Consider the following 26931-nt stretch of genomic DNA (forward strand, 5'->3'; position numbering starts at 1 on the left):
AGTTTGTATCTTTGCAGCATGAACAAAAGTATTCTCTTAGAAGATTTGGGACTTAAAGATTACAAGGATACTTGGGATTACCAAGAGCAATTGTTCAAATCTATTATCGACTTAAAAATAAAGAATAGGAGGGAGGGTTCCCAATTGGAAACACCCAATCATTTTTTGTTTGTAGAGCACCCGCATGTATATACTTTAGGAAAAAGTGGTGATATGGGTAATCTGTTGGTGGATGAAAACGTTCTTACCGAGAAAGGCGCAAAATTCTACAAGATAAACCGTGGCGGAGATATCACCTATCATGGCCCGGGACAGATTGTTGGTTATCCTATTTTGGACCTCGATAATTTCTTTACCGATATTCATAAATACTTGAGGTTTTTAGAGGAGATGGTTATTTTGACCCTGGCGGACTACGATCTTAAAGCGGAGCGATCCGAAGGGGAAACAGGAGTTTGGTTGGATGTAGGTACACCCTTTGCCCGAAAAATATGTGCCATGGGGGTACGGGCCAGCCGATGGGTAACTATGCACGGCTTTGCGCTAAACGTGAATGCCGATCTCGGCTATTTTGATCTGATGATTCCCTGTGGCATCAAAGGTAAGGCCGTTACTTCCTTAAATGTGGAACTTGGCCAAAAGGAAGTGGATATGGCCGAGGTGAAGCAGAGACTATTGAAGCATTTTAAGGTACTTTTCGAAGCACAACTTATTTCGGCAAAAAGCCAAGTGTAGGAGTGGTTTCGACATTTACAATAATTGCCCTGGCTTCACCAAAAATTCCATTATTCTTGTTTTTTGTGATTATTTATGGATAAGGTTATCTAAAGATTATCCGTTAGGAGGATATATTTTATGGGGTAAGGTTGGTCTTAATGATCTTATAACTGTTTTCCATTACATCAAATCCACTTACCCAGAAGTTGAAGCCGTCGAAAGCAATACCTTGTATCCCAAAATCTGACACTTCATAAGTCGCAACAGTTTTAAACGTTGGTGTAGTTTGGCATTTATGCAAATATTTACCATCTGCAATGTATAAGAAGCCATTTTGATAGTCCAACCCATTTACATTATAATAACCCAATGGTATGGTCTGGTCTATGGTATTGTCCGCAACATTTATTAGATTTAAGCTTCCTTCATCCTCATTGGAAGCTGCCCATAGATACTGGGGATCTACAGAAGCCATTCCACTTATTTTATTGTTTACTTCTAGGCTAAATTGGTATGTGCCATCATCCATTTTATAAACGCTAATTTCGTTGGAGTTGGCATTGTTCTGAAAAAGGAACCTGTCCGCATCTTCAAACTTTTCAATCTCAACGGCCGTTGCAATATTTGTGGTCGCTATTTGGCCAATTTCTGTAAATGTTACCGGGTCAATTAAAGGGATATAAGTTGCTTCATCATTCATTCCATATATTATTTTTGTTTTGTCATAGCTAAATGCGAAATCTATCTCCCCGCTCACTGGGGCATTTCCCTTACTTAGAATTGAAAGTTCCTCCACCCAATTTTCAGAAGAGGGCGCATTATTATTTTTTATCAACTGCAAAACATTAGCACCATCTATAATCTGAAGTTTATTCTGTTCCAATATGAATTCAAAAGGGAAAAATCCTTGCACATTTATTTTGATCTCGGACCCTGAAACCGTATAGGCAACTGTTTCATTTGCTTTAAATCCTAGCCCCGTCTCATGTAAAAAACTTATGGTATTGTCTGTGTTGAAAATGAGGTATTTAGGTTGTGATTCTATAAAAACACCACTGGTGACTTCCCATTTTCCCAATAAAGGATCTTGTTCTAAATTAGTATTGTCATCATCACTACTACAACTGAATAAGGTTGCTGATAATAGTAGGATCATAAGGTATTTAAGTGCATATAGGTAAACTAAATATCTATTGGCACTTTGGTGTTTCCCTAATTGATAGGATAGGCTGTGATATTTCTTTGAAGTTTTCATCGCTGTGTTTTTTAAGTTATTTATCTATTAAGTTTCATTTTACCAATTGAAGTCAACGGTTTACCTTTTAATGGTTTAGTAATTTTAAGGTTAACATCAGAGCAAAAAAAACCGCGGTGTGTGCCTCGGTTTTCAATCAATTGATATTTAAACTATTAGTATTCCAATCCGAAATAGTCCATTACCGCGTAGTAATCATTGAAGTCTATCCCCTCGGATTTAAGTTTGGAAAGGATCCCCAATGTGGCGATTTTGCCTGCTGTGTTACTCGAAGATTTTATGATTACTATCTTAAGTGATGATAAGGTTCCGCGAGTTAAAGGCCTATTATTTGTGGTTTCAGAGTCATGAAATTCAATGGTATATAAATTAGGGGTCACCTCAACATTGATGTCTACCTCTTGTCCACCAAGCCTTATAGTGGTAGTCGGTATAGGATAATATACTATGCTGGTTTTTAAATAACCTAGGATTACATCATTGTCCAACACCTCTTGGGTAAGTTCTGGGATTCGTTGATCATGAGAATCACCGGAAAAATTTGTAAGATCATAGGTCAAAGTTCGTACGTTGGCATTCCCGTCCTGCCCATCGGTTCCATTTATTCCATCCTGCCCAGCAGGACCCATAGGTCCTATTTCGCCATCTTTTGAACAAGATGTAAAGGTAAGAGCTATTAATACTATTACTAAGCCTAAATATTTCATTGTAGTTTTCATAATTTCTTGCTTTTTATATTGTTTGCCTTTTAATGGTTTGGATATTTATTAGGTTAACATTGGCACATAAAAAAACCGAGTGAGATACTCGGTTTTTAATATGTTGTCCAATAATGGTTGTTAATAATCCAAACCGAAATGATCCATTACCTCTTCATAGGACATTTTCTTATAGTCGATTGTAGCCTTTTTACCGGATTCAGCGTTGGAGGGAACGATTACATATCTAAATCGAACTCCCTTGCCATAAGCCGGACCGCTTGGATCCCAGAGATATTCACGTGGAGTTAGATCGGAATCGGAACGTTGGATGTTAACATATATATTGCGGGAGGCACGATTAATTTTTGAATCTACCGATTTTAATATGGTGCCGTCCGGAGCGAAAACATGATTGGGTAGGAGATAAATATCTACGTCAGTATCATAGTACACAAGAATAACCCCATCCTCCAATAAACCCGAATTCAAATTTGTTGCAAGTGGTAAGGCCTTATATCTAGGATTGTTAACGCTAAAGGAACTCTCAGTTGGCTCAAACCAATCAGAAGCAGTTACATTGGCGTTGCCATCTTCTCCATCTTGCCCATCCTGTCCATCGACCCCGTCAATGCCATTGATGCCGTTTGCGCCCGCTGGCCCCATAGGCCCTATTTCGCCATCTTTTGAACAAGATGTAAAAGTAAGGGTCATTATTGCTATAACTAAGCCTAAATATTTCATTGTAGTTTTCATGATTTTTTGTGTTTTTATGTTATTTACTTTTTAATGATTTGGATATTTAATAGGTTAACATTGGTACATAAAATAAATCCCGATTTGAGCCAAGATTCTATAATTACATTAGGGACTTACATTATTAGTAATCCAAACCCAAGTAATCCATAACAGCGTAGTAATCATTAATGTCGATACCTGCATTCTTAAGTATTGAATGTATGTTTGTCCCACTAGTTTTTCCAGTCATAGTGGTGGGTATAATTACATATCTGAATGCGCTTAAAATATCAAAGGTCTCATTCGTGCCATCTACACTTTTTGCAAAAAAACCGATTTGTAGAAATTGAGGATATAAGACATAAGAATATGACTCGTTGTTTGAGGAAACAGGTAAGGGCGCTACAGCTCCAGTAGTATCCAATCCGTAGGCAAGTATAGCGGCTTCTGCAACCAGTTCGTTGGTAATCCTGTCGTCATCTACCAAGAAATACGTAAAAGCTGTCCCCTCTGGGAATTGGGACGAAATCCATTCTGAGGCAATTATATTGGCATTGCCATCCTGCCCGTCAACTCCGTCAATACCATCTTGGCCATCTTCTCCATCTTCTCCAACTTCTCCGTTGGCACCCGTGGCACCTTGAATACCTTGTTCCCCTCGAGGTCCGGTAGGCCCTATAGGCCCTATTTCTCCATCTTTTGAACAAGATGTAAAAGTAAGGGCCATTACTGCTATAACTAAGCCTAAAAATTTCTTTGAAGTTTTCATAATTTCTTGTTTTATTATGTTATTTACCTTTTAATGGTTTGGATATTTAATAGGTTAACATTAGGGCATAAAAAAACCGAAGATTTTTACTTCGGCTTTTTTAATGACGCTATCTTATTGCTGTTCTGCCATGCCTTTGTCCATGGCCTCTTTTAGTTTTTTATTGAACAAAACTTTAAACTCTTCCTTTTTCTTGGGGTCTGTTCCCAGGTCATACAATTTGTACTGTTCCCGTAAATACTGTTTATCTGCTTCGGGACCTTCCATTTTTTCAATCAGTTCCAAATAGTTGGTAATATCTTCAAACGGATTTTCTTCTCCCGTTTCAAGATTTCCAAAAATAGAACCTAAGACCTTAGCTTGTTCATCCAAAAGATTCATCTGTTTGGTAGTATCCGTCTTAGAAACATTCTGCGCTTCCTTTTTGCTCGGGTTTTCTTGTTTTGCCTGTCCTTGACAAGCTATGCACGTTGATATTAGGCTCAATGTCATTATAGTTTTGATAGTTTTCATAATTGTGTTTTTAGTATTTGTAATCTTAATGGCCCCACTCCTTAAAGGTTAACATTTCGGCAAAAAAATATTGATTACGTTTACAACCGGACTTTCAAAATTATATCCATGCCACGAAGATGCGTCCTAAATAGTATGGATTTGGCGTTACCGGATCCTAAGTTGGGCCATCCCTGCCATCTTCAGGATTATGGGATGAAAATATTAAAAACGGGATCGACTATAAAAATTATGCTTGTCAAGGCTTCTTTTTCAACACTAGCATTCTTCCGGTTGTTTCGTTGTTCAGGATAAGAAGGTTATTGGATATCATAATGATGGAAAACCTTGCCTCTCTAGAGTCTATCATAACATTAAGATCTTGGTCACCTGCCCAGGAATACCCATGAGTAGTTTCATCGGGCAGCTCACAAATTTTGGTCAGCGGAATGCCCGTGTCTAAATTTGTTGTCTGTTCATGGATCAAGCCCAATGCCCCCACATTTCTAACTTCGTCGGACTTGAAATCCAAATAGTACTGTTCAAGACAATGACCTGGAATATCGCTTTGGGCCAGTTCTACAAACCATTTGCCCAATACCAGTTCTTGTGAACTGTCTATCAGAAGGGAGGCTTCAATTTCAGGATCGTCCTCTTTGTTGCAACTTAAAAAGGTTGTTGCAAGAAGGAGTAGCAGTCCTAATGTCCAAATATTTTTAAATTTGATTCTAATGATGGATATTGTTTTCATAACTTGGGTTTTAGAGTTTTCTTTTTATGTTTTAGGTATTCGTTAGGTTAACATTGACCTTTATTCTTCTTCTTTAATACTTCTAATTTCCCCTGTTATAGGAGCCGTGCCTGAAGCATTTGGCTGATACCCGCCAAAGAGCCATAATTCCTCATTATAGGAAAGCGACGCATGATGAATAAGACCTTCTGTAGCAGGTAATGGGCCATCATATTCTGTCCAATCCTCCATGTTCTCCGAATACCAAAAATCGATATGTGTTTCCGAATAAGGTCCGGTTACACCGCCAACTACCCATACTTTATTGTTATGTGCCGTTGCCGTATGTGCATACCTGGGACTAAATATGTCGGTATTGGGAGTAACCAAATTCCATTCAATGCCGTCGGTGCTTTTCCATATTTCATTAAAAGAGGTGTCCAAATGTTTGCCGCCAATTACATAAATGGCATTTTCAAATACCACGGCTTCAAAATCTTCCCTGTTGGAAAAAGCATGGTCAGTTTCAAGATTCCAATTAATGCCATCACTGGAGGATAATACAATGACATGGTCATCAAAGCCATCCCTGATTACGTAAAGTTTATCGTTGAATACTACTGTGCTGTGAAAGGCAGGGGCGAGTAGTGTGGGGCTAAGGGCCGTTACCATGGTCCAGTTAACACCGTCGGTAGAGAAATATATTTCTCCTAAATGGGTGCGCGAATCATCTACACCTCCAATAAGCCACATTTTATTGTCATATACGGTCAGCGTATGGCCCTCACGTTCACTAAACTTATCGTTTGTCACAGAAATCCAGTTTTTCCCGTTTTCACTGCTCCAGACATCACTTGATGAATTAGGGGTTGAATAGGCGTTGATACCTCCAACAGACCATACTTTTCCATTGTATTCAACCATGGTGCTTTTCGCAAATGGGCCCATCTGATCTTCAGTTGTCCGTACCGTAAAAGTCAGTGATTCATCTTCCGTTGCCGGGTCATCACCTTTTGGAATGCTGGTGCCTTTTGTAAGATCTGTATCCATTGAAATGGACTCGTCTTTATCGCATGATGCAACAAATAATATAATTGTTATGAGTAATAAAGTTCTAATAGTTTTCATGATTTTGGTTTTAAGAATTTAACCTTTCATAGTATTGGAAAGGAAAGGTTAACATCATGAAGAAAATTTCTTTGGTGTTTTGTTAGTGCCACAGGGATTTTGTTGTAAAGAAGTGGCACACATTGTAGCGGTAATACTACAAACAGGGCAATACATACTATTTTGGAGATTTCATGGAAATCTTTTTCTTAAAAATGTTAAATTAGCATAGCGGTGTTAACCTTATTTATCCCCCATCTATAAAGTGAAAGAAGCAAAGACCGAAATAACGCTGGAAGACTTAAGAAATGGTTCTGACAAAGCGTTGAAACAGGTTTACGAAGAGAACCGTGAAAAATTTTTGAATTTTGCTCGGAGGTACCACTTGTCGGATGAGGAAAATATTGATGTTTACCAAGATGCCTATATTATATTCTATGATAACGTGATGAGCGGTAAAGTGGAAAGCTTTACCAGTAGTATTGCTACCTATCTTTTTGGTGTTGGCAAATACTTGATTTTTGATCGTATGAAAAAAAATAAAAAAAAGGTGAGCTCCAAATTTGACCTAACAATTGTTGGTAGGGAAGATGAACTGGTGAGTGGTTTTGAAATGGAAGAACAGGAGTTGACGACCGAGCAGACATTATTACAAAAACACTTTGGCACCTTGGGTAAACAATGTCAGGAGTTATTGATCCTTTTTTACTATCGCGGTTATACCATAAAGGAGATTATGCAAGCTGAAAATTACAATAGCGAGAACGTTGTAAAAGCGGCAAAATCCCGTTGTATGAAAACCTTGCGGGAACGAATCCAAGCTAATAACGTCCAGTAATTATGGATAAGGAACTTTTATTATATAACTATTTTGCGAACCAGCTCACTGAAGATGAGCAACTTCTCTTTGATGAATTATTGAAAAATGACATGGATTTCAAGGCGCAATTCGAGTTTGAAAAAGATTTAAAACGTGTCATCAAGGAATATGTAAATGAAGACCTCAAAGAAAAACTGGTCGGTTATGAAAAGGAGATTAGTGCGAAGGATAAAAGTAACCCCTCCAAATGGCGCTTTAAGAATTGGTCCATTGCAGCTTCCATAACCTTATTGATCGGTTTGGGTTGGATTGGTTTCAAATCCTTGTCAGGGCCTGATTATGATAACCTGTACCAAGATAATTTTGAAGGCTATCCCAATACTGTTTACACCATAAGTAGAGGTGATGGCGATACATCAAAGGAAAGGGATGCGTTTGCTGCCTATGAGGCTGGTGAATATGAAAAGGCGATAACTGCCTTCCAAGAACTTAGGAGCACGGGAGGTATATCCCATGGCGATTTTTACCAAGCACTGTCCTATTTACAATTGGGAAAGAATGCACAGGCCATTGATTTGTTAAAGAATGTAATATTGAACGATGAAGCATTTAAAGCTGAAGCCAATTGGTATATGGCACTTGCCTATCTTAAGGATTCTGATAAGGTAAACGCGGTTGCCACGCTTAAAAAACATGTTGCGGACTTCAACTACAACAAGAATAAAGCAGAAGCTTTGCTCAGGGAATTGGACTAAGGGTTTCTTTTTCGAGTTCGCAAGTATAAAATTATTGCCACAAGCACAACGATGACGCCAATTAATGTCCAGGTCCAATTATTGAAAAATGACAGCGGAACGGTATTTCCGGAAATCACAAAACCCGACCAATAATAAGGATGTGAAAAGCCGTTTTGACGGTTGGTGTTCAAAAATTCTACCTGCGCTTTTTGCAAGGCTACATCCTTGGAATCTCCTTTGGAAAGATTTATATAGAAACCGTGCATTAAAGCAGTTGTACTGGCATCGTTGATCTTCCACAAGGTACTGGCAATACTCGCCGCCCCGCTGTAAAAGAAACCTCTCGCCAAGCTCATAAAGCCTTCGCCCCGATTTAGATCTCCCAAACCACTTTCACAGGCACTTAAGGTAACCAGGTCAGCATCTATTTTCAGGTTGTATAGATCGGCTACATAAAGAAGGTTTTCCGTTGCGTTTTGGTTCTGTGAAAAGGCCAAATAAGAATATTCCGGAGCAGCGTCGTCAAAAATGGCGTGTGTAGCCAAATGAACCACCCCGAAAGAGGATAGTTGGGATTTAAAGTTTAGGAGAGTCGCCTCATTATCAATAAAAGAACGGCCGTTGAAAGAGGTTAATATCTGCTCCACTTCTTTTTTATTGTTTGGCAAAGGCAGTAATTTTCCTCGGTCTGCATTGCTTACACTTACGGTGCCATCAAAACTTGGGGCAAAGGCCAAAACGCTATGTTCTTTTGGATGCCGTTGCCGCAATTCCGAAAGCAGCGTGGCGGAATTAACATAACTAATGGCATGCTTTTCGGCCAAATAGCTAATGTCTTCGGGAGCCGTGTTCAAAGCCGCGAAAGGGATATAGTTCAATAGACCATCGGTAATGATGATAAGTTTCTTTTGGTCTTCAGATTTTAAGATGGGTTCTAGCAAGCGTACATATATTTTATGGGTTGCCTTACTCAGAGCCGTTACATCCGTTTTGGGATCGGCAAGCAACCTGTAGGCCTTTTTGATGCTCGCCTCAAAGTCTGCATCAATGGGTATTTTTAGCATATCCTTTGTATTGCTGCCCAAGGAAATAACATAAATAGCGTTATTGCCATAGAAATAGGAAATTAAAAGTTCGGTTTTGGCCAAGTCCTGTTGAGTCTCTAAGATTGAAATAGTGGCTGTATTGTATTTTAGATCGTAATAGCTTTTATAATCGGTCTCCAATTTCCGTACTAGTTGGCGGTATTCTTCTTTTAGATTGAAAAGAGCATCCTGTTTTTCAGTTTTTTCTCCTATGGAATTTTTGATTTGTTTCTCCAAATGGGTGATTTCAGATTTTAACTCGCTCTCCCGCTCCAAAACGTCAGCTGGTATATCGGCAAATTCCGTGGCTTTGGCTCCCAATAAGGCCTCTAGCAATAGGACAGATTTACTTTTCTCGGAATATTGGAAAGCCAGATTTAAAAGGGAGTCGTCATTTGACGTAAGATAAAGTTGGTAAGCAGCTTCCAGACCTGCTTCAAATAAGGGAAAGGCATCCTCAATTAGAAACAATTGGTCAGCCTGACTTCTAAAAGTGGGTTTTAGGGAGTCCAAGGTTTTAATGCCTAGATTAACGGTTTCTAAGGTGGTCTTATAATTATCCCTAGAGTTTAGGGTGTTCATTGCCAGGGATTTATTTTTGAGAAGTTTTAATGCGATGGTTCCATCTTCGCTAAAATCCACAATTTGATCCAAGCCCAAATTATAATTGGAAACCGCACTCCTATGTTGTCCGAATGAGGCGTGTAAATCTCCAATTTCATTATAAATCTGGGCCATGCTCTCATTTTTGGCATTTTTCCATTTATTTCTTTCCAATTGAAGTGCTAAATTTAGTTCCTTGACTGCCAGTTCAAAACGGTTCATCTTCTGTTCCAATTTTGCTTGTACCCTATGATGAAAAGACGCAAAATGATGGGTGTCGTTCAAATAGTCTTTGGCCAATTTTAGATAATGTTGGGCACTATCGGTCTTGGATAGGGAAAGATAATTTTTCGAGAGATTATGGGCCGTTGCAATAATGCCGTTAATGCCGGATTGGTCTTTAAGGTAGAACTCCAAGGCCTTGTTAAAATAAGTATTGGAAGTTTCATACTGCCCTTTTTTAGCGTACAGTTCTGCCAGTAAGCTATAATTGGTGTTCAAGGAAGCTAGGTCATCGGGTTTTTTTTGTAGGATATACCTAATGTTCTTTTCGTAATATTGCTGGGCAAGTGCATATTTGCCCTCTTCGGTGTACATCTTGGCGATAAAACTATAGGAAACCGATAATAGGTCTATTAGGTCTTCATCCATTTCCGAATCTGGTAAGGCCTCCAATGATTCAATAATTTGCCCAAAGGTTTGTCGGGAAGACCTGTAATTATTAAGTTGAAAAAAGTAATTGCCCTTATCGTACAATAAGGAATTTATGAAGAGACGTTTTTCCGGTAGGGTATCCAGATATGTCTTGTGTGTTAAAAAAAGGGAATCCAAGATGTTCAGATTATCGCCTAGTTTGTCAAGGTCGTAAAAAGCACCGGCATTTCTATTGGAACTAATCAGGGCTTCAAAAACCGTGGCCCAGTCGTTGTTTTCAACGGCCAAATCCTCTATTTCCTTGAAATAATGGTAAGCGGAATCCTTATTTACATACAGATGCTCGTAAGCCTTTGCAAAGAGTTCATCTATTTGGGTTTCATAGGAAACCTTTTGGGCAAAAGCCGTAATGGATAAAAGAACCGAAAAAAGTGAAGCATACCATTTCATACAAAAAAGGCCAATCTAAAAGTCCATTCTACGGTCAATTCGGGAAGAATGGAGAGCGTTAAACCAATGAGGTTTCCGCCAGCTCGACTCCGCGAGAATGACCGAGGAATTAAAAATACACTTTTTAGATTAGCCTTTGTATATGTAAAGTCCTTTAAATAGGATTACAGTTATTCCACAATATAGTTTATGTCTTTCCCATTTACACCGAAAACCTTCACCGATATTGTAATTGGTTCTTTATAGGAATCAAACTTTAATTTGCTAAATTGGATCATACCTCCAGTGCCGGACAGGGGACTTAAGTCATCAATAACGCCTCCGCCTATGGTCTTGCCATTTGCATTCAAAATTAGGATTTCCATTTTCTCTACGGTATTTGGTGCCAAGAGGTATTCAAAAAGACTATAATCGCAGCTAACTGGTTGTGGACAAGGCGGTCTTGGTCTCGGAATCCTTAGGCCCACTTGCTCCAAAGATATAAGTGTAGCTATCTCCGAAACTAAGTTTTCCTTGGCCTGTTCCGCTGTCTTGAGATCTTCCAAGGTTGTCTGGTCGGCCTGATTATTGTCAATGATGTCATTCAAGGCCGCAATGGTCACGTCCAGTTTAGCTATCTCCTGATCCAGGTAAATGCGGTAAAGATCTCCCTCGTATAAATAATTATCTTGGGTAAGCTCTATTTTATCGCCTCCATGGCCAGTATAATCTTTTATGCAGGAAGCTATTAAAAGCGCTGCAAATGCAATGATGATGATCGGTTTTTTTTTCATAATTCAAGTTTTAGATATTTACAATGTATTGCTATTTATTAAGTGGTTATGTTTTATATTATTTGCACGAGCTTCACAATAATCAATTTCCTTTCTTTTTCATGTCAATGGACGGTTAATTCTATGGTGTCTCTAAAGGACTATTTCTTGAACAACTTTTTTAAATCGTCCGTATCGGAATAGGGCACGCCTGAAAAATTAAGGTCGGAAACGGTGATTAACAGATCGTCCGGGTTGCCAAGTTTATCTTTTTCAAAGTCGTTCTTTACAGTGAACAGGGCATTTCCGGCAGCAACGCGTTGGTCTTCATAAAGGTTAATGGTACCCCTCATGCTGGATTCGGGATTCCGGTCCAAACGGTCTGCGGATTGGTTGTAAAAGTTGGTGAATAAATTACCCTCCTTATCAGGGCATTTTAGCTCTGCCAAAACACGGGTCAGGGTATTGGCCTCCACATCATATTCCAATTGCACCGACTCACTACCCTTTGCAAGTTTTTTTATAAAGGTAATCGTAGCTGTCCGCACGTTGGTAGAGCTGTTGCGAGATACCAGACCGTCGGCTGAGGTATAGCTCCAATCTTCTCCATTGATCTTACACAAATAGGTAGTGTTATCGTTGCTTTTTGATGCTGTTTTTGCTTTGTTTTCTAGGTTGGTCCCAGTTGCGCTCTCTGCCCTGTCTCCAGCTTTTTTAACGGTATCCCCACAGGAAATAAGGAGAGATAGTATAATGATGGTGTTATATAAGTTTTTCATGGGAACATTTTTCTATTTCAAGTTTCTTATTTTTTTATTGTTACCCTTTGATGATATTTCCTTAATTAGGTTAACATTTTTTATTATTTTTTTGATGTCTGTTTATAGCTTGTTTCAAGACACCATCGGCCACTATCGTCATTTAGCCTATTTGAAGGCCTTTCATTTATATTTTTTGTTATACTTGGCGATGTTCTTTGGTTTAAATATCAGTATGGATATACCAAAGGTAAATTTTAGGCCATGTGCAAAAAGATTGGACCCCGCCAAGTTTTATTTACCATTAAGGTACGACCAATGTTTTTTTGATATTGGTAAAAACCCGTCCTAAAATGCGCCGGTCGATTATATTCCAATTGATAAATTGTTATACTCTTTATTATTATAAAAAATACATAAAGAATACTAACATCTTGATGAGTTAGGGGCGCTATTCAAAAAGATAGGATTTTTTACAAAGGCTTCCTTAACAAATTCAAATTTGTCCAAATGAAATTGTTTCGGGACTTCGCCACAGTATTTTTTAAAATCTTTCCTGAAGTGCGAGGAATCGTAATAATGGAATAGGGCGCTTAGGATACGGTAATCATTTTCATTGTGCTCGTCCAGTTCTGAAAACAAATTATTGAATCGTATAATTCTGTTGTAAGCAGAGGGTGCAATTCCTACCATTAATTTGAATTTTTTTTGGAAATAACGCTCACTGACATTCAATTTTTTGATAATGGAGGAAATGGAGCCACAACCTAGGGAAGCATGCATTAAATCTATGGAAACATCAATAAAATTAGCTTTGAATTCTTTGTTTCCAAGCTGGCCCAAAAGTAAATTCTCAATAAGGTTTACCCTTTTATCGGATTCATTCTCTGCTTCAAATAAGGCTTCAAAAGAGTGTATGTCTTTACCTAAGAACGAGCTGGTGTCCGTTGGTATATTTGTAAAAATGGATGCATCTATATTGAACAAATTATGTAAACCTGTTGGCTTAAAAGCAGCACCAATTAGCCCCATGGTTTTATGGTCCGAGAATACGGTATAATTGGAACTTTGCTGCCCTATAGTATAATATTTGGGAACATAACGTTCCTGATTATAAATGGTTCCCCTGAACCTTCCTTCATACTGAAAAACCATAAATGCCTTGCCGCTGGGTAGAATTACTTCACGAATTCCATTGTCATAATCCTTGCTTTCCCATTTCATTTCATAAAAAAAAGAAATATAGGGCTGTAATTTTTTGGTAACTGGAAATAATGTAAACATGTCAAGGGGTTATAAGCTAAGATAAAAACATTATTTATGTTAAACCAATAGCATTACTTGTGTCATTTTTCAAAACTGGTGAGCAGGCTTTTGCTTATAAGGTCACCTTTTTTATTGTAGGTTTCCTGTTTTACCATGCCATAACCTTCGGCTAGCCATAACTTATTGCTATTCGTCATCTTAACGCCCATTTTAGCCTCGGTATCAAAGGTAATTACATAGCAATCGAAAGTTCCGGCCGGAGTGGTTACGGATTCGTTGCCTTCTACTTTTCTGTTGAAAAAATTCATATTCATTTTCATGTTGAGGGGAGGCATCTTAACCGTCATCAATACATCGGCATCGGGTAGCGACTGTCCTGTACTGAGATTATTGGGGTATAAAAGATCGGTACCGGTCATTTCCACCTCCATATCCTTGTATTGTCCAATTAGCTCTGGCGACATCATGGAGCTGAAATCCACTTTAATTCCATCATCCGTGCAAGTGACTCCATATTCCGAACTCAAAATCATTTTGCCTTTTTCGTCGTGCATTTCGTAGAATAAGGTAGCAGTATTGCCACTAAACTCCTTTACTACATAATCCATAACTCCAGACACTTTATCCTTTTTATCATAATTGGTAATTTGGAATTTGGTGCCTTCGTCCATAGGAAAGTATTTGCTACAATCCTGTGAAAAAGTTGTTGAGGTTGCAAGGAAAAAGCTATAAATTAAGATAAGTGTTCTCATGTTTTAGATTTAAGATGGATATGTATTAAGGTTATATTTTTTTGAAAACGACGCGCCTGTTCTGGGCTTTGCCGTCTGGAGTACTGTTGTCCCCTATGGGTTCACTTTCTCCCTTGCCTTGGGTTTGCAAACGGTTGTCTGCAATACCATAAACATTTACCAGGGCATTTTTCACCGCGGCAGCTCGTTTTTGGGACAAGCTTAAATTGGCGTCACCCGATCCATCGGCGTCGGTATGGCCAACTATCATTAGATTCATTGCATTTTCTTCCTGCAAAACTTGCGAAATTTGTCGAATGATCCCCATGGATTGGGGTTGGATGTTGGCCGAACCGGAATCGAATAGAATCCCATTAGTAGAGACCTCCCCCTCAGAAATCAGTTTGCGACGTAAGTCCAAGCCACCTTCGGCAACTTTAATGTTGCTAATGAAAACGCGTTCCTTCCCATCCTTAAAATTGTTCATATGAAATTTTAAAGTTTTCAATACGGCTCCTTGGGGTACCATCCTGGGGATATCAATATGTTTTTCTTCGTTGACCCATAATCGAAAACGCTGTTTATTCACTGCAATGGAAATATGGGGTCTATCTAAAATCTCTTCCCTAAGATCTGCCTTTACAACACTGTAAATTTCCCTTTTGTTATTAATGTGATTGGCCATGGTGATTCCTATTGGGGAGTATTGGCAAAAAGGGATATGGGCATGTACAAAATTGGCACCGTCTTTAAATTTGTCGTCATCACTTAAAGCTACTCTAAGAAATGCGGTTGAAGACGTCTTATTGTCCAATCCTAGTGCCATTACATCAAATTCAATGGTGTATTCATCAGGCAAGTCTGGTGTGTCCGGAATAAAATGAATGTTGTATCCCGAAATCAATTCCAGCCACTTTTCGCCAGAATCATTTACGGACACAACTTCCCCGCCACCATTGGTATTCCATCTGGATGGGAAATCGCCAATGAAATCGTTGGAGAAATCATCAAAAAATAAAGGCTTGTCTCCAGGCACATAGTCAAATTTACTATATACCTCAATGGTCTTTTTGGTAGTCTGTCCAGATGTGCTGCCACTGTCGTTGTTTCCGCCCACATTTCCTGGATTGTCCTGGCCCGTAGGAGGTAATGGGTTTTCTATTTGTGGGTCTGTAGGGGATTTTTTAGAGCCTGGTTCCAAAATACTGTCCAATACTTCATCTGTCTTTTTTGAGGCTTCCCTATCTACCCTGTTTTCAACTGTGCGTTCCACGGCCCTTTCTGCCCGCTTTCCCAATTTTTTCAATATTTGGCCTTGAAGGTCTCCGGAAAAAAAGAAAAGCAATAGAATAGCTGGAATTGTTTTGGGGAATGCTTTTAAGGGATTCATAATCTTTATTTTTAATGTTCTCGTAAGGTTATTGTCACAATCAACTTTGGATCAATAGGTTAACTAAATTTAGCAAAATTTCAGGCTTGCGCCTAATTAGGTGTGTATGTTGCATGTTTTTATGTATTAATGGTGTGTTAAAACCAATGGTTAACATTTGCATTAAAAAAGTTTGTAATAAAAGAACTGTGGCAGGGCATTGAGAAGTCCTGTAGTGTAAGATTAATGAGGGGTTCAACGATTATTTTTCCTATATAAATAATAGAAAAAACTTACTTGACTATGGATTGGTTCTGATATCTACCTCCTTTGTCTTTACTAATTTATTTTATAAACAATGATGGAGTTGTCCTGATCCTTTGCAACAAGCTCCAGTTTATGGTCGTTGTCCATATCAATTAAGTCTATGCTGGAATTGCCTGGAACTGGAAAGTTGGAAATGGCTTCGGCCTGACTGTCGAAAAGATATATTTTTTGGTTCTGTATATCCGTAACGCTGATATATATTTTGTCGTTTAAATAGAAAATCTTCGGTTTTGAATATACCCCAAGATCCAATTCCACCTTTTTGCTCCTTATGGTCAGTACATTGTCGTTCATAATGGCCAGAGTATTGCTTGTGGCATCTATTCCGTGATCCGGGAGTAGGTTAAGGTTGGCTGTGGATGTTTTGCCTTTTTCGTCTATTTGGAAAAGATGGCCTTTGGTGTCGGTAACCGTAAACTTGTTTTTATGCAGAAGTATTTCATTATCGGAAAAACTAATTTTGTTGGACACATTCACCCGTGTATCACCGGTTCTGGACAATATTTTTAATTCGCCACCTTCCTGTTTCATGACCAAATAATCCTTTTTGCCTACCCTAAAATGCTTGGGTGTGCCCAGAATGGGATTTGCTGCCTTGGTGTACTTAAAGCCTTTTACAATCTGGCCCGAACTATTGTACATAAATATTTTTGTTCCCTGGGTGACCAAAAACCGGTAATCCTTTTTGCGGTCGTAATCAAATACGGCCAAAGGGTTTAAATTGCCTCCTTCGTAGGTAAAGGTAAAGGGGGGCACATCCTTACCATTTCTATCCACTATCATAAATTGGTTATCTGTAGTGAATGCCAGTTGCAATCTACCATTTTTGTACAGGTCTACCTGCTCTACACGTCCCTGTATTCTACCACTTAGTTGTTTTTTCCATATTACCTTGCCGTCTGTAGAGATTAGATAGAGGTTGTTGTCCTGGTCCTGAACTATAATTTCGTCCTTATTGGTCCTATGGTTCTTTACAAATTGAGGTGGTGTCACTATTTCTGTATCCAGCTGTAGAGTGAAATAGGGAATGGTTTTGTTGAGTGTGGTTTCGTGGGCAATTTTTTGGAAAAGTATATTGGTGTGATGAAAATTGTCATCCACGACCATTTGAGCTGCAAAGGAATACTCAGATAGTTCCTTGGTCTTAACGTTTTTAACGATGTCCTTGTCCATGTATTGGTCCAAGAAATATTCAACACCATCAGCATTGGAAACAAAGAGCATGGAAGATTCGTCTGCCAATTGTTCTTTTGCTGTTTTGTAAACCGATGTTTTTTCAAAAGTGGAAACATTTTTAAAATTTCCAATGAAGGTCTTTAAGGTCTCTGGAGTAGGGGAGAACACAAAAGCATTTTCTATGATAGTATAATAATTCGCTTCAAAATCTTGTATCAGTGGATTGAAATAATGATTAAGGAAGTCGGACTTGGAGAGCCCGACAATTTCATTGCCTTGGTATTCTTCCGAAGCTTTCTCCAATTTATCCAGATAGTTAAGGATATTCTCGGAACCGTAAGTGTGGAGTATTACCGCCTTTTCATTGTTCAGATACACAAATCCAATTTCTTCCACCGCTTTAAAAGTGGTGTCTATCACCACGGAACGATCCAAGTATTTTTTTTGGTTCAAGGCAAAATTTTCGTAATTGTCAAAAGTAAATGCCAAAATAGCATCGGAGGCCATTGGGGCCAGATTGGGCGTCTTAGGGGTTAGGGCATGGCTGTTTTTAAAAAGATTACTATAGTTTATTATAGAATCGTTGGCCATGCTAATACCATTTAGTTTTAGGTGGTCCTTATTGGTGTTAAAATCCAGGGATACCCAGTCCGTAAATTTGGAAACATCAACTTTATGTCCATCGGACAAAATGTGGTTGAGCAATGGATTACTTTTGTTAGTGTTTATAAAAATATTGGCACTACTCTGATTATTGGCAATTTGATACAATTTATTTAAGGATTCGTCTGCAGTTAAATCCCTTTCATTGCGAAGTATATTTTCGATCAGCATTTGCGCGGAGCTTACAATAATTTTGTCATCCAAAACCGTGGAGAAGAAATTGGCCCCGTCAACACTGTAGTTGTCAAAGTTTTTCCCCTCGTAACTTATGTTTTCGACCACTTTATCACTGGCATCCTCAATTTGAAAAAGATCATCACTGTTTTGGGCAATTAATAGCAATTCAAAATTAGCCTTTCCCAATTCCACAAAGGCCAGAATACTCTCTCCATTGGGCTGGATATATTTTAAGGATTTTAGTTTTTCCAGTACGGAGGCATAGGTATTTGTAGCAGATAAGGTTTTAATGAGGTCGCTGTTCTCCAATTCACTGGAAAAAGAGGGCTTGTCGTTTATTTTTATGATAATGGCACTGTTCTGTGGAACGTAGTATAGTATGGGTGAAGTCTTATAGCTTTTTTCTGTGCATCCGATTAATAGTAAAAAGAGTACCGCAAGTAATTTGAATTTCATAAATAAAGCTTTGAACAAATTTAGGATTTTTAAACGTCTAGTTTTAATTGATCTGGTAATTGTCTAAAAGTTTTTCGATGATATTTGGTGATGCCGTACTTCCGTATAGCTTCTCTGTGTTCCTTGGTGGGATAACCTTTGTTTTTTATCCAATTGTACATAGGGTATTCCAAATGAATTTTCTCCATATAGGCGTCCCTGTAGGTTTTGGCCAAGATGGAAGCGGCAGCAATGCTTAGGTATTTGCCGTCTCCTTTGACAATGCAGGCATGGGGGATGTTTTGGTAGGGGTTGAACCGGTTGCCGTCCACAATGATAAATTCGGGGTTTGTATTTAATTGATCCAAGGCTTTGTGCATTGCCAGGAAAGACGCGTTCAAAATGTTGATTTTGTCAATTTCATCCGGAAAAATCTGGGCAATTCCAAAGCTTGTAGCACTTGTTTCAATTATTGCCCTAAGTAAATCCCTTTTTGTGGAGGACAAAACCTTGGAGTCGTTAAGGGTGTCGTTTGAAAAATCTTTTGGTAAAATAACGGCCGCAGCGGTTACAGGTCCTGCCAAACAACCCCTACCGGCTTCATCCGTTCCGGCTTCCAGATCATATTTGTAAAAGGCTTTTAACATGTATGTATTGTTCTAATGTCGATTGGCATTGGAAATACTATATCAATTCGGATTGTTGTCCGGAAGACAAGCCTGCGCACAGCTAATGTTTTTCTCCAACTGTCGTCAAATATAAAAATTTATAAAAGGGATGAATGCCCATTGGAAACAATTTCTTACGTCTGTACTAGTAATGTCCTTGAATAGGTTTGTAACCCTTAAGGTAACAAAGAAGTTGGCAGTTCTATATAAAAAAAGAATGTCAACGAAATTGTCTAAAGCAAATATGTCCTTTGTGTGAATGATTGCTTCATTCAAATCTGTTAAAATATGTTCAAAATATACAGTAGGAAGATTCTTAGGTTAAGAATCTTTAGGATTTTGGCATAATTCTTTAATTTAAATATTGAAAAACAGCCTAAATCTTAACATTTTAATAATAATAGGGGGTAAGTTTAACAAATTGCAATGCTTCTGTTAAATTTTTTAGGTTTTTTAACGAATTTTTTACAAGTTTGTGCCGACTAATTCTTAAAAAAAAGTAAATGAAATCAAAACTAACTTGGATTTTAGCTCCGATCATGGGGCTATTAATGAGTTTTTCCTACGCACAGGAGAAAACAATCTCCGGTACGGTGACCGATCAATTGGGTCTGGCCCTGCCTGGAGTAAACATTTTGGTCGAGGGGACCACTAATGGAACACAAACTGATTTTGATGGTAATTACACCATTCAAGGTAGTGAAGGGCAAACTTTATTGTTCAGCTATATTGGACAAATGAGTGTTACAAAGGTAATTGGCGCATCGTCTACAATCGACGTTGTTATGCAGGAGGATGCCCAGGCCCTAGAGGAAGTGGTAGTAACTGCTTTAGGTATTTCAAGGGACAAAAAATCCTTGGGATATGCTACACAGGAAGTTCAAGGAGAGGACTTGAGCACTGTGAAAAGCGGAAACTTCGTAAATGCCCTTTCTGGAAAGGCTTCTGGTATTCAGATCAGAAAGAACAACAACTTAGGAGGTTCTACCAACGTTGTTATTAGGGGTAATGCTTCGTTGACAGGGAGCAACCAGGCCCTTTTTGTTATTGATGGTGTTCCAGTAAACAATACCAATACCAATTCCAAGTATCAAGGTGAGGCAAGTGGTAACTATTACGATTATGGAAACACCGCTTCCGATATTAATCCTGATGATATAGAGTCGGTAAACGTTTTAAAGGGAGCGGCCGCTTCTGCCTTATATGGTTCAAGGGCTGCCAACGGGGTTATAATGATAACCACCAAAAAAGGAAAGGATGCCCAAGGAATTGGGGTTACTGTTAATTCTGGAATTACAATAGGTTCCATAGATAAAAGTACTTTTGCCAAGTACCAGAACCAATACGGTGCTGGATACGGACCATATTACGGGCCGGACGAAGATGACTTTTATAATATGGAAGACGTTACCGGTGACGGGATTGCTGACTTGACCGTACCATTTACAGAGGATGCTTCCTATGGTGGAAGGTTCGATCCAAATCTGATGATCTATCAGTGGGATGCCTTGGATCCAGATTCTCCAAACTATAGAACGGCTACCCCATGGGTAAATGCCAAGAACGGGCCTATAACATTTTTTGAGACTCCGGTTACAACAACCAATTCGGTTTCTTTTGCTAGGTCTTATGAGGATGATGGTTCTTTTCGATTGAACTATACCCAGTTCGATCAGAGCGGTTTAATGCCGAACAGTACTATTAAAAAGCATAATTTCTCCATGAGCGGGTCCTTTAAATTAACGGATCGCTTAACGGTTACTGGATATGCCAATTATATCAACACCAAGGCATTGGGTCGTAACTCAACTGGTTATAATGATAACATCATCAGTAATTTTAAACAATGGTGGCAGACCAACGTAGATCTAAAAGATCTAAGGGATATCTATTTTGATACCAAAAGGAATGTTACTTGGAACCCAGCAAGCACAGATGCCGGTTCGGCGCCGATTTACTGGGATAACCCATATTGGACACGTTACGAGAATTACCAGAACGATTCTAGAAATCGTTTTATAGGTAATGTATCCTTGAATTACGAATTTACAGATTGGTTGAACTTTACTGCCAGAGCGGCGACAGACACCTATTCTGAGTTACAAGAGGAGAGAAGGGCCAACGGTAGTGTACCAACAAGCTTTGGTATTCCGGACAGTGCCGGAAACAGAGGAAATGTTGATTCTGGCTATGGGAGAAGAAATCTGGAAGTTACGGAGACCAATTATGATTTCATGTTTAATTTTCAAAAGGACCTTTCCGATCAATTTAATTTGAAAGGGATATTGGGTACCAACATTAGAAGGAGCGAATTTCAATCTATTTACTCCGCTACAAGCGGTGGGTTGAGTGTACCAAAACTATATTCTTTGCAGAATAGTACAGGTCCACTTGCCCTTCCTGTGGAAAATGATGAAAGAGTTGGTATAGACGGTATTTATGCCAGCGCATCTTTGGGATACAACAGTATACTTTTCTTGGATGCCACTATAAGAAGGGACCACTCTTCTACATTGCCGGAGGATAATAGTACTTTTTACTATCCTTCTATAGCCACAAGTTTTGTTTTCACAAATCTTCTGAATGCTGATTTTATCACTTTTGGTAAATTAAGGGCCAACTACGCAGAGGTAGGTAACAGTGCACCTTTCGATTTCCTTTACGATACTTATAACGTGAACATTCCACCAGGGGCACCAAGTACTTCTGTTGATAATGAGAAAAAGAACCCTAATTTGAAGCCCGAAAAAACAGAAAGTTTCGAGCTTGGTTTGGAAATGAAGTTTTTACGCAATAGGTTAAGTTTTGATTTGGCTTATTACCAAACCAATTCCGTGGATCAAATTTTTGGAGTTCCTGTATCTAGAGCTACAGGTTATGAGAAAAAGATATTGAATGCGGGTGAAATTGAAAACAAGGGTGTGGAGCTTTCCATATCTGGAAATCCGGTTAGAACGGATAACTTCAGTTGGACTGCCATGGTTAACTGGACCAAGAATAAAAACGAGGTGGTATCATTGGAAGATGGAATCCAGACTTTGCAATTGGGAGATTTCCAAGGAGGGGTAACCCTTAATGCGGAAGTAGGACAGCCCTATGGAGTAATTTATGGCACGGACTACACTTATTTAAATGGTGAAAGGGTAGTTGATCCAGCGGATGGACAGTATATTAAAACGTCTACATCGGATCAAAATATTGGGGATACCAATCCAGATTGGTTAATGGGGATTTCCAATAAATTTAACTACAAAGAATTTTCATTAAGCTTTTTGATTGATATTCAACAAGGGGGTAGTATATTCTCCTTGGACCAATATTATGGACTTGCAACTGGTTTGTATGCAGAAACAGCGTTTATCAACGATTTGGGTAACCCTGTAAGGAATACCTTGGCCGATGGCGGAGGATTTATCAATGAGGGTGTAAACCCAGATGGGGCAACAAACACTTCCAGAATTAGAGCCGATAGATTTGGTGCCTTTGGTTACAGAAGAGGTTTGCCGGACAAAGCATTTGTCTATGATGCCAGCTATGTGAAGTTACGTGAAGTGGCACTTACCTATAATTTGCCTAGCAAATTGTTGGCCAATACGTTCTTGACCAATGCTAGTTTAAGCGTTATTGGATCAAACCTTTGGATTATAGACAAAGACCTACCCCATGCAGATCCAGAAAGTGGTTTGTCTGCTGGTAACCTTCAAGGGTATTCCGTTGGATCATTGCCAACCACTAGGGATTTTGGTGTCAATCTTAAATTACAATTCTAAAAAAAAATAAAAATGAAAAAACTAGCAATATTAATTACTGCCGTGATTTTTGCTTCTTGTTCCAGTGATTTGGAAAGTCTGAACGAGAACATCAAGGATCCATTGGCTGTACCTGGTGAAAGTTTGTTTACCGGGGCGCAGAAGAACTTGGTGGACCAAGTGGTAGATTTGAATGTGAACAATAACAATACTAAGCTTTGGGCACAGTATTTACAGGAAACCACTTATACGGACGAAAGTAACTATGATCAGGTTACAAGAACCATTCCCGCAAAACACTGGAGTGTAATGTACAAAGATGTTTTAAAGGATTTGGATGAGGCCAAAATAGTTATTGAGGCAACAACCTATTCCACTGCTGAGCTGGAGGCATTGAAGCCTAACAAGCTGACCATTATCGAGATTCTCAATGTATATACTTATGCCAATTTGGTGGAAACTTTTGGGGATGTTCCTTATTCAGAAGCTTTGGATGCGGACAACCTTCTTCCTAAGTATGACGATGGCGAAACGGTCTACAAGGATTTGGTAGCTAGACTTACTGCTGCAATAAATGCTTTGGATGAAACTACTGGAAGTTTTGGAAGTGCTGATAGGATATACGGAGGTGACGTGGCATTGTGGAAAAAGTTTGCTGCTTCCCTAAAATTGAGAATGGGGATACTTTTATCCGATGTAGATGAGGCCTTCGCCAAAACTACTGTTGAAAGTGCTGTTGCAACCGGGGTGTTTACAAGTAATGCAGATAATGCTGCTTACGAATATTTAGGTTCCGACCCAAATACAAATCCGGTCTATGATAATTTGGTTTTAAGTGGTAGGAATGATTTTGTTGCGGCCGCTACGATCATAGACGCCATGAATACTTTGGATGATCCAAGATTGCCACTGTATTTCATGCCAACTTCAGATGGTATCTACGAGGGAGGTGGCATTGGAGAGCCTTCTAGTTATTCGTCCTATTCCCATGTTTCGGCTCAGTTGGAAGAGGCAACTTTCCCGGGTATTATTTTAGATTATTCCGAGGTGAGCTTTTTATTGGCAGAAGCAAGGGCGCGGTCATTTGAAGTTGGTGGTACTGCAAAGGAACACTATGATGCGGGCATAACGGCCTCAATCCTCTATTGGGGTGGTACCGCTGAAGAAGCTACCGATTATTTGGCGCAACCTAATGTAGATTACGACTTGTCTATTTTGGCAAGTACGGCTACCACACCTTGGAAGGAGGTTATTGGAACCCAAAAGTGGATTTCACTTTACAATAGGGGAATGGAGGCGTGGACTTCTATAAGATTGTTGGATTATCCGCTTATGGCCACTCCAGCAGATGCAGTTTCCGGTTTTCCTAATAGGTATACCTATCCAATTATAGAGCAATCTTTAAATGGGGCCAATTATAGTTCGGCTGCCTCCGCTATTGGTGGAGATGAGCCAGAGACCCAATTGTTCTGGGATTTGAACTAGAATCGTCTTTAATTATAAGTATTAAAACCTGCAGGTGTCCCCTGCAGGTTTTTTTTGTTTCTAAAGTTGGGAATGGTGGACTTTGGGATGAGCAAATTGAATATTCAAGATTTATAAGACACCGTTATGATTAATATTTGAACGGCAGATAATTTGTTGTTTTTCTGTTTTTTAAACTTTCACATTTCATTAAGGACAAAAAAATTAACTTTGTCGACGTAAGTTTGTAGCATGAGATATTTGTTGACACTTTTAATAGTGTTTTTTAGTCAGGCCATTAGTGCACAGGAAGATTCAATTCCCCCTTCAAGGGGCGAGGGTGAGGCTGGTATGGGGCGTAGGGTTAAAAACCTTCCGCCTAAAAAAAATGGTGAAGAACAGGGTCAGGAAGTAACCATTAGGGATTACAAGATTATAAGTTACGAAAGGGATACTACTTTTTTAGATACTACTATCTCCATCCAGAAGGAATATAAATACAATTTTCTACGAAGGGACGATTTTGAGTTGATGCCTTTTGCCAATGTAGGGCAGCCGTATAATAAATTGGGAGTTAATTTTGATGTAAAGGATACCTATCCCAAATTGGGTGCTAGTGCGAAGCATTATAACTATATGGAAGTTAGGGATATTGATTATTACAATGTGGCAACTCCCATGAGCGACTTAATGTTCAAGACCACTTTTGAGCAAGGACAGCTTCTGGATGCGTTGTTGGCTTTTAATACCTCTCCAAGATTAAATTTTTCTATCGGCTTCAAAGGTTTTAGGTCCTTGGGAAAATATCAATATAGTGAAGCCGAGTCGGGGAATTTTAAGATGACGGCCAACTATGAAACCAAGGATAAGCGTTATAATTTAAGAGCGCATGGGGCGGCCCAAAATTCCTTGTTTGAGGAAAATGGTGGGTTGTCCAATAAGGAATTGCAATTTGAATCCGGTGATTCCGATTTTAGCGATCGTTCCAGATTGGATGTGCTTTTTTCCGATGCCACCAACCGATTATTGGGGAAACGATATTATTTGGATCATCAGTACATTTTATTTGGTAGTAAAATGGATTCGGATAAGACCAGGACAACTTCTTTGGCGCTCGGGCATGAGTTTAGCTATGAGACCAAGTACTATCAATATAAACAAACCGCCCAAAACGATTATTTTGGGGGTGGCTATGATTCCGGTATTTCAGATAAGGCTAGCTTAAAAACAACCTATAATCAGGTCTATGCCCAATTCTCCAATAAGACATTAGGGGTATTGACAGGGCTTATTAATTATTACCGTTACAACTATTTTTTTAATTCGGTATTGCAAACGCCTACCCAGCTTATCCAAAGTCAGCTGAGCGGCGACGAAATCTCTGCCGGGGCCAAATATGTAAAGAAGATTGGTGGTTTTCAGTTGAATGGGTTGGCACAGGCCAATATCTCAGGGGATCTGTCCGGAAATTTATTGGATGCCTTTGCCAGTTATGATATCGACAAGAACAACAAGCTTAAATTTTCCATACACTCATCTTCACGTATGCCCAATTTTAATTTCCTTTTATATCAAAGTGATTACAGTAATTACAACTGGCAACATACAGGAGATTTTAATAAGATAAACAATAATGGTTTTCAGTTTGATCTGGAATCCAAGGTTTTTGGTAATTTAATGGCGAAATACACTTCTTTGGCCAATTACACCTACTTTGCTTCGGATCCGGCAGAAACTGTGGTTGAAGGTGAGGAACAGGCATTTGTTAAACCGTTTCAGGAGGGTAGTACCATTAATATTTTAAAGGTCAAATATGCAAAGGAATTTAAATGGAAGGGGTTTGCGCTCAACAATACGGTAATGTTTCAGGATGTTTCCCAGACCAATAATGTTTTAAACGTACCGCAGGTGGTCACAAGGAACACCCTGTATTATTCGAACTTCGGGTTTAAAAAGGCCCTATACTTCCAAACAGGGGTGACCCTTAAATATTTTACTTCCTACAATGCGGATGCCTATAATCCGGTGTTGGGTGAATTCTATTTGCAGAACCAGGAGGAATTGGGAGGTTTTCCAATGTTGGACTTTTTCATTAATGCCAGAGTGCAGCAAACCAGGATATTCTTAAAGGCCGAACACTTTAACTCTTCTTTTTCCGGCAACAATTTTTATGCTGCACCCAATTATCCTTACAGGGATTTTGTGATTCGATTTGGATTGGTTTGGAATTTCTTTTCATAGTTTAATTTTTATTTTTCTGGAGTTTTTAGGGTGGTCTCTGAAAACGCAAAAAAAATTATATTAATATTTTAGCTGCAAATCAGCTTGTTACAGAGGGATTAAAAAATCTTTTAAAAATAATTCAAAAAAGGTTTTGCGTAAACGAAAAAAGTATCCTACATTTGCACCCGCTTAGAGAAAGAGCGAGAGTAAAAAAGAAGTATAAAAGTTCATTGATATATTGTAAAGACAGCGCGCCACATACTTGGAAACGGGGATGTGGTGCAGAAAAAGAAATCGAAATAACGGGCCGGGAAAAAC

General features: G+C 38.9%; 21 protein-coding genes. 6 read left to right on the plus strand and 15 right to left on the minus strand.

Going from position 1 to position 26931, the window contains the following annotated elements; translation table 11 throughout:
- Positions 1 to 18 precede the first annotated feature (18 nt).
- Positions 19 to 735, plus strand: a complete 717-nt coding sequence (lipB, locus tag MWU82_RS19620; protein WP_247097648.1) for a lipoyl(octanoyl) transferase LipB — start codon at positions 19 to 21, stop codon at positions 733 to 735.
- A gap of 118 nt (positions 736 to 853) precedes the next feature.
- Here lipB and MWU82_RS19625 read toward each other — a convergent pair whose 3' ends face one another.
- The 7 genes from MWU82_RS19625 to MWU82_RS19655 all read right to left on the minus strand — a co-directional run bounded on the left by MWU82_RS19625 (position 854) and on the right by MWU82_RS19655 (position 6527).
- On the minus strand, positions 854 to 1972 hold the full coding sequence (locus MWU82_RS19625) for a hypothetical protein (protein WP_247097649.1): 1119 nt from the start codon (positions 1970 to 1972) through the stop codon (positions 854 to 856).
- 155 nt (positions 1973 to 2127) lie between these two features.
- Entirely contained in the window at positions 2128 to 2691 is a 564-nt protein-coding gene (locus MWU82_RS19630; protein WP_215949224.1) for a hypothetical protein, read from the minus strand.
- Between the two features lie 120 nt (positions 2692 to 2811).
- Complete coding sequence (locus MWU82_RS19635) at positions 2812 to 3426, minus strand: collagen-like protein (protein WP_247097650.1); 615 nt, start codon at positions 3424 to 3426, stop codon at positions 2812 to 2814.
- A gap of 124 nt (positions 3427 to 3550) precedes the next feature.
- The gene (locus MWU82_RS19640; RefSeq protein ID WP_247097651.1) at positions 3551 to 4177 is read right to left on the minus strand and encodes a collagen-like protein; all 627 of its coding nucleotides are present in this window, start codon (positions 4175 to 4177) and stop codon (positions 3551 to 3553) included.
- A 114-nt stretch (positions 4178 to 4291) separates the two neighbouring features.
- Positions 4292 to 4690: a hypothetical protein gene (locus MWU82_RS19645; RefSeq protein WP_215949227.1), complete on the minus strand. Its 399-nt coding sequence runs from the start codon at positions 4688 to 4690 to the stop codon at positions 4292 to 4294.
- Positions 4691 to 4928: 238 nt separating this feature from the next.
- On the minus strand, positions 4929 to 5420 hold the full coding sequence (locus MWU82_RS19650; RefSeq protein WP_215949228.1) for a hypothetical protein: 492 nt from the start codon (positions 5418 to 5420) through the stop codon (positions 4929 to 4931).
- A gap of 60 nt (positions 5421 to 5480) precedes the next feature.
- Positions 5481 to 6527, minus strand: coding sequence for a hypothetical protein (locus MWU82_RS19655; protein WP_247097652.1), 1047 nt, complete (start codon positions 6525 to 6527; stop codon positions 5481 to 5483).
- Between the two features lie 244 nt (positions 6528 to 6771).
- On the opposite strand from MWU82_RS19655, the gene MWU82_RS19660 reads away from it, so the two are divergent.
- Together MWU82_RS19660 and MWU82_RS19665 are read left to right on the plus strand one after the other, a co-directional pair.
- Entirely contained in the window at positions 6772 to 7344 is a 573-nt protein-coding gene (locus MWU82_RS19660) for a sigma-70 family RNA polymerase sigma factor (protein WP_247097653.1), read from the plus strand.
- Positions 7345 to 7346: 2 nt separating this feature from the next.
- A complete protein-coding gene (locus MWU82_RS19665) occupies positions 7347 to 8081 on the plus strand; it encodes a tetratricopeptide repeat protein (protein ID WP_215949231.1) in 735 nt (244 codons plus the stop codon).
- On the opposite strand, the gene MWU82_RS19670 is transcribed toward MWU82_RS19665, so the two are convergent.
- The 8 genes from MWU82_RS19670 to MWU82_RS19705 all read right to left on the minus strand — a co-directional run bounded on the left by MWU82_RS19670 (position 8078) and on the right by MWU82_RS19705 (position 19156).
- Positions 8078 to 10855 (minus strand): CHAT domain-containing tetratricopeptide repeat protein, encoded by a 2778-nt coding sequence (locus MWU82_RS19670; protein ID WP_247097654.1) that lies wholly within the window; start codon positions 10853 to 10855, stop codon positions 8078 to 8080. The two genes, MWU82_RS19665 and MWU82_RS19670, sit on opposite strands and share 4 nt — an antisense overlap.
- A 170-nt stretch (positions 10856 to 11025) precedes the next feature.
- Complete coding sequence (locus MWU82_RS19675) at positions 11026 to 11628, minus strand: hypothetical protein (protein WP_247097655.1); 603 nt, start codon at positions 11626 to 11628, stop codon at positions 11026 to 11028.
- Positions 11629 to 11768: 140 nt separating this feature from the next.
- Positions 11769 to 12386, minus strand: coding sequence for a hypothetical protein (locus tag MWU82_RS19680; protein ID WP_247097656.1), 618 nt, complete (start codon positions 12384 to 12386; stop codon positions 11769 to 11771).
- A 405-nt stretch (positions 12387 to 12791) separates the two neighbouring features.
- Positions 12792 to 13649, minus strand: coding sequence for a DUF6597 domain-containing transcriptional factor (locus MWU82_RS19685; protein WP_247097657.1), 858 nt, complete (start codon positions 13647 to 13649; stop codon positions 12792 to 12794).
- 62 nt (positions 13650 to 13711) lie between these two features.
- Entirely contained in the window at positions 13712 to 14383 is a 672-nt protein-coding gene (locus tag MWU82_RS19690) for a DUF3108 domain-containing protein (RefSeq protein ID WP_247097658.1), read from the minus strand.
- Positions 14384 to 14414: 31 nt separating this feature from the next.
- Positions 14415 to 15752 (minus strand): OmpA family protein, encoded by a 1338-nt coding sequence (locus MWU82_RS19695; RefSeq protein WP_247097659.1) that lies wholly within the window; start codon positions 15750 to 15752, stop codon positions 14415 to 14417.
- Positions 15753 to 16070: 318 nt separating this feature from the next.
- Complete coding sequence (locus MWU82_RS19700; protein ID WP_247097660.1) at positions 16071 to 18530, minus strand: ribonuclease HII; 2460 nt, start codon at positions 18528 to 18530, stop codon at positions 16071 to 16073.
- Between the two features lie 29 nt (positions 18531 to 18559).
- A complete protein-coding gene (locus MWU82_RS19705) occupies positions 18560 to 19156 on the minus strand; it encodes a ribonuclease HII (RefSeq protein WP_247097661.1) in 597 nt (198 codons plus the stop codon).
- Between the two features lie 524 nt (positions 19157 to 19680).
- On the opposite strand from MWU82_RS19705, the gene MWU82_RS19710 reads away from it, so the two are divergent.
- From MWU82_RS19710 to MWU82_RS19720, 3 genes are all read left to right on the plus strand, one after another.
- A complete protein-coding gene (locus MWU82_RS19710) occupies positions 19681 to 22947 on the plus strand; it encodes a SusC/RagA family TonB-linked outer membrane protein (RefSeq protein WP_215949240.1) in 3267 nt (1088 codons plus the stop codon).
- A gap of 12 nt (positions 22948 to 22959) precedes the next feature.
- Positions 22960 to 24411 carry a SusD/RagB family nutrient-binding outer membrane lipoprotein gene (locus MWU82_RS19715; RefSeq protein ID WP_215949241.1) on the plus strand — a complete coding sequence of 484 codons (1452 nt, stop codon included), beginning with the start codon at positions 22960 to 22962 and terminating at the stop codon, positions 24409 to 24411.
- Between the two features lie 231 nt (positions 24412 to 24642).
- A complete protein-coding gene (locus MWU82_RS19720; RefSeq protein ID WP_247097662.1) occupies positions 24643 to 26631 on the plus strand; it encodes a putative porin in 1989 nt (662 codons plus the stop codon).
- The last annotated feature ends 300 nt before the right edge of the window (positions 26632 to 26931 follow it).

This window comes from Arenibacter sp. S6351L (assembly GCF_023016025.1).
In the GTDB taxonomy this organism is placed as follows: Bacteria; Bacteroidota; Bacteroidia; order Flavobacteriales; family Flavobacteriaceae; genus Arenibacter; species Arenibacter algicola_B.

Bases quoted from the DNA above. Each gene is read 5' to 3' on its own strand.
- lipB (WP_247097648.1), top strand. From the start codon at position 19: ATGAACAAAAGTATTCTCTTAGAAGATTTGGGACTTAAAGATTACAAG.
- MWU82_RS19625 (WP_247097649.1), bottom strand. From the start codon at position 1,972: ATGAAAACTTCAAAGAAATATCACAGCCTATCCTATCAATTAGGGAAA.
- MWU82_RS19630 (WP_215949224.1), bottom strand. From the start codon at position 2,691: ATGAAAACTACAATGAAATATTTAGGCTTAGTAATAGTATTAATAGCT.
- MWU82_RS19635 (WP_247097650.1), bottom strand. From the start codon at position 3,426: ATGAAAACTACAATGAAATATTTAGGCTTAGTTATAGCAATAATGACC.
- MWU82_RS19640 (WP_247097651.1), bottom strand. From the start codon at position 4,177: ATGAAAACTTCAAAGAAATTTTTAGGCTTAGTTATAGCAGTAATGGCC.
- MWU82_RS19645 (WP_215949227.1), bottom strand. From the start codon at position 4,690: ATGAAAACTATCAAAACTATAATGACATTGAGCCTAATATCAACGTGC.
- MWU82_RS19650 (WP_215949228.1), bottom strand. From the start codon at position 5,420: ATGAAAACAATATCCATCATTAGAATCAAATTTAAAAATATTTGGACA.
- MWU82_RS19655 (WP_247097652.1), bottom strand. From the start codon at position 6,527: ATGAAAACTATTAGAACTTTATTACTCATAACAATTATATTATTTGTT.
- MWU82_RS19665 (WP_215949231.1), top strand. From the start codon at position 7,347: ATGGATAAGGAACTTTTATTATATAACTATTTTGCGAACCAGCTCACT.
- MWU82_RS19670 (WP_247097654.1), bottom strand. From the start codon at position 10,855: ATGAAATGGTATGCTTCACTTTTTTCGGTTCTTTTATCCATTACGGCT.
- MWU82_RS19675 (WP_247097655.1), bottom strand. From the start codon at position 11,628: ATGAAAAAAAAACCGATCATCATCATTGCATTTGCAGCGCTTTTAATA.
- MWU82_RS19680 (WP_247097656.1), bottom strand. From the start codon at position 12,386: ATGAAAAACTTATATAACACCATCATTATACTATCTCTCCTTATTTCC.
- MWU82_RS19685 (WP_247097657.1), bottom strand. From the start codon at position 13,649: ATGTTTACATTATTTCCAGTTACCAAAAAATTACAGCCCTATATTTCT.
- MWU82_RS19690 (WP_247097658.1), bottom strand. From the start codon at position 14,383: ATGAGAACACTTATCTTAATTTATAGCTTTTTCCTTGCAACCTCAACA.
- MWU82_RS19695 (WP_247097659.1), bottom strand. From the start codon at position 15,752: ATGAATCCCTTAAAAGCATTCCCCAAAACAATTCCAGCTATTCTATTG.
- MWU82_RS19700 (WP_247097660.1), bottom strand. From the start codon at position 18,530: ATGAAATTCAAATTACTTGCGGTACTCTTTTTACTATTAATCGGATGC.
- MWU82_RS19705 (WP_247097661.1), bottom strand. From the start codon at position 19,156: ATGTTAAAAGCCTTTTACAAATATGATCTGGAAGCCGGAACGGATGAA.
- MWU82_RS19710 (WP_215949240.1), top strand. From the start codon at position 19,681: ATGAAATCAAAACTAACTTGGATTTTAGCTCCGATCATGGGGCTATTA.
- MWU82_RS19715 (WP_215949241.1), top strand. From the start codon at position 22,960: ATGAAAAAACTAGCAATATTAATTACTGCCGTGATTTTTGCTTCTTGT.
- MWU82_RS19720 (WP_247097662.1), top strand. From the start codon at position 24,643: ATGAGATATTTGTTGACACTTTTAATAGTGTTTTTTAGTCAGGCCATT.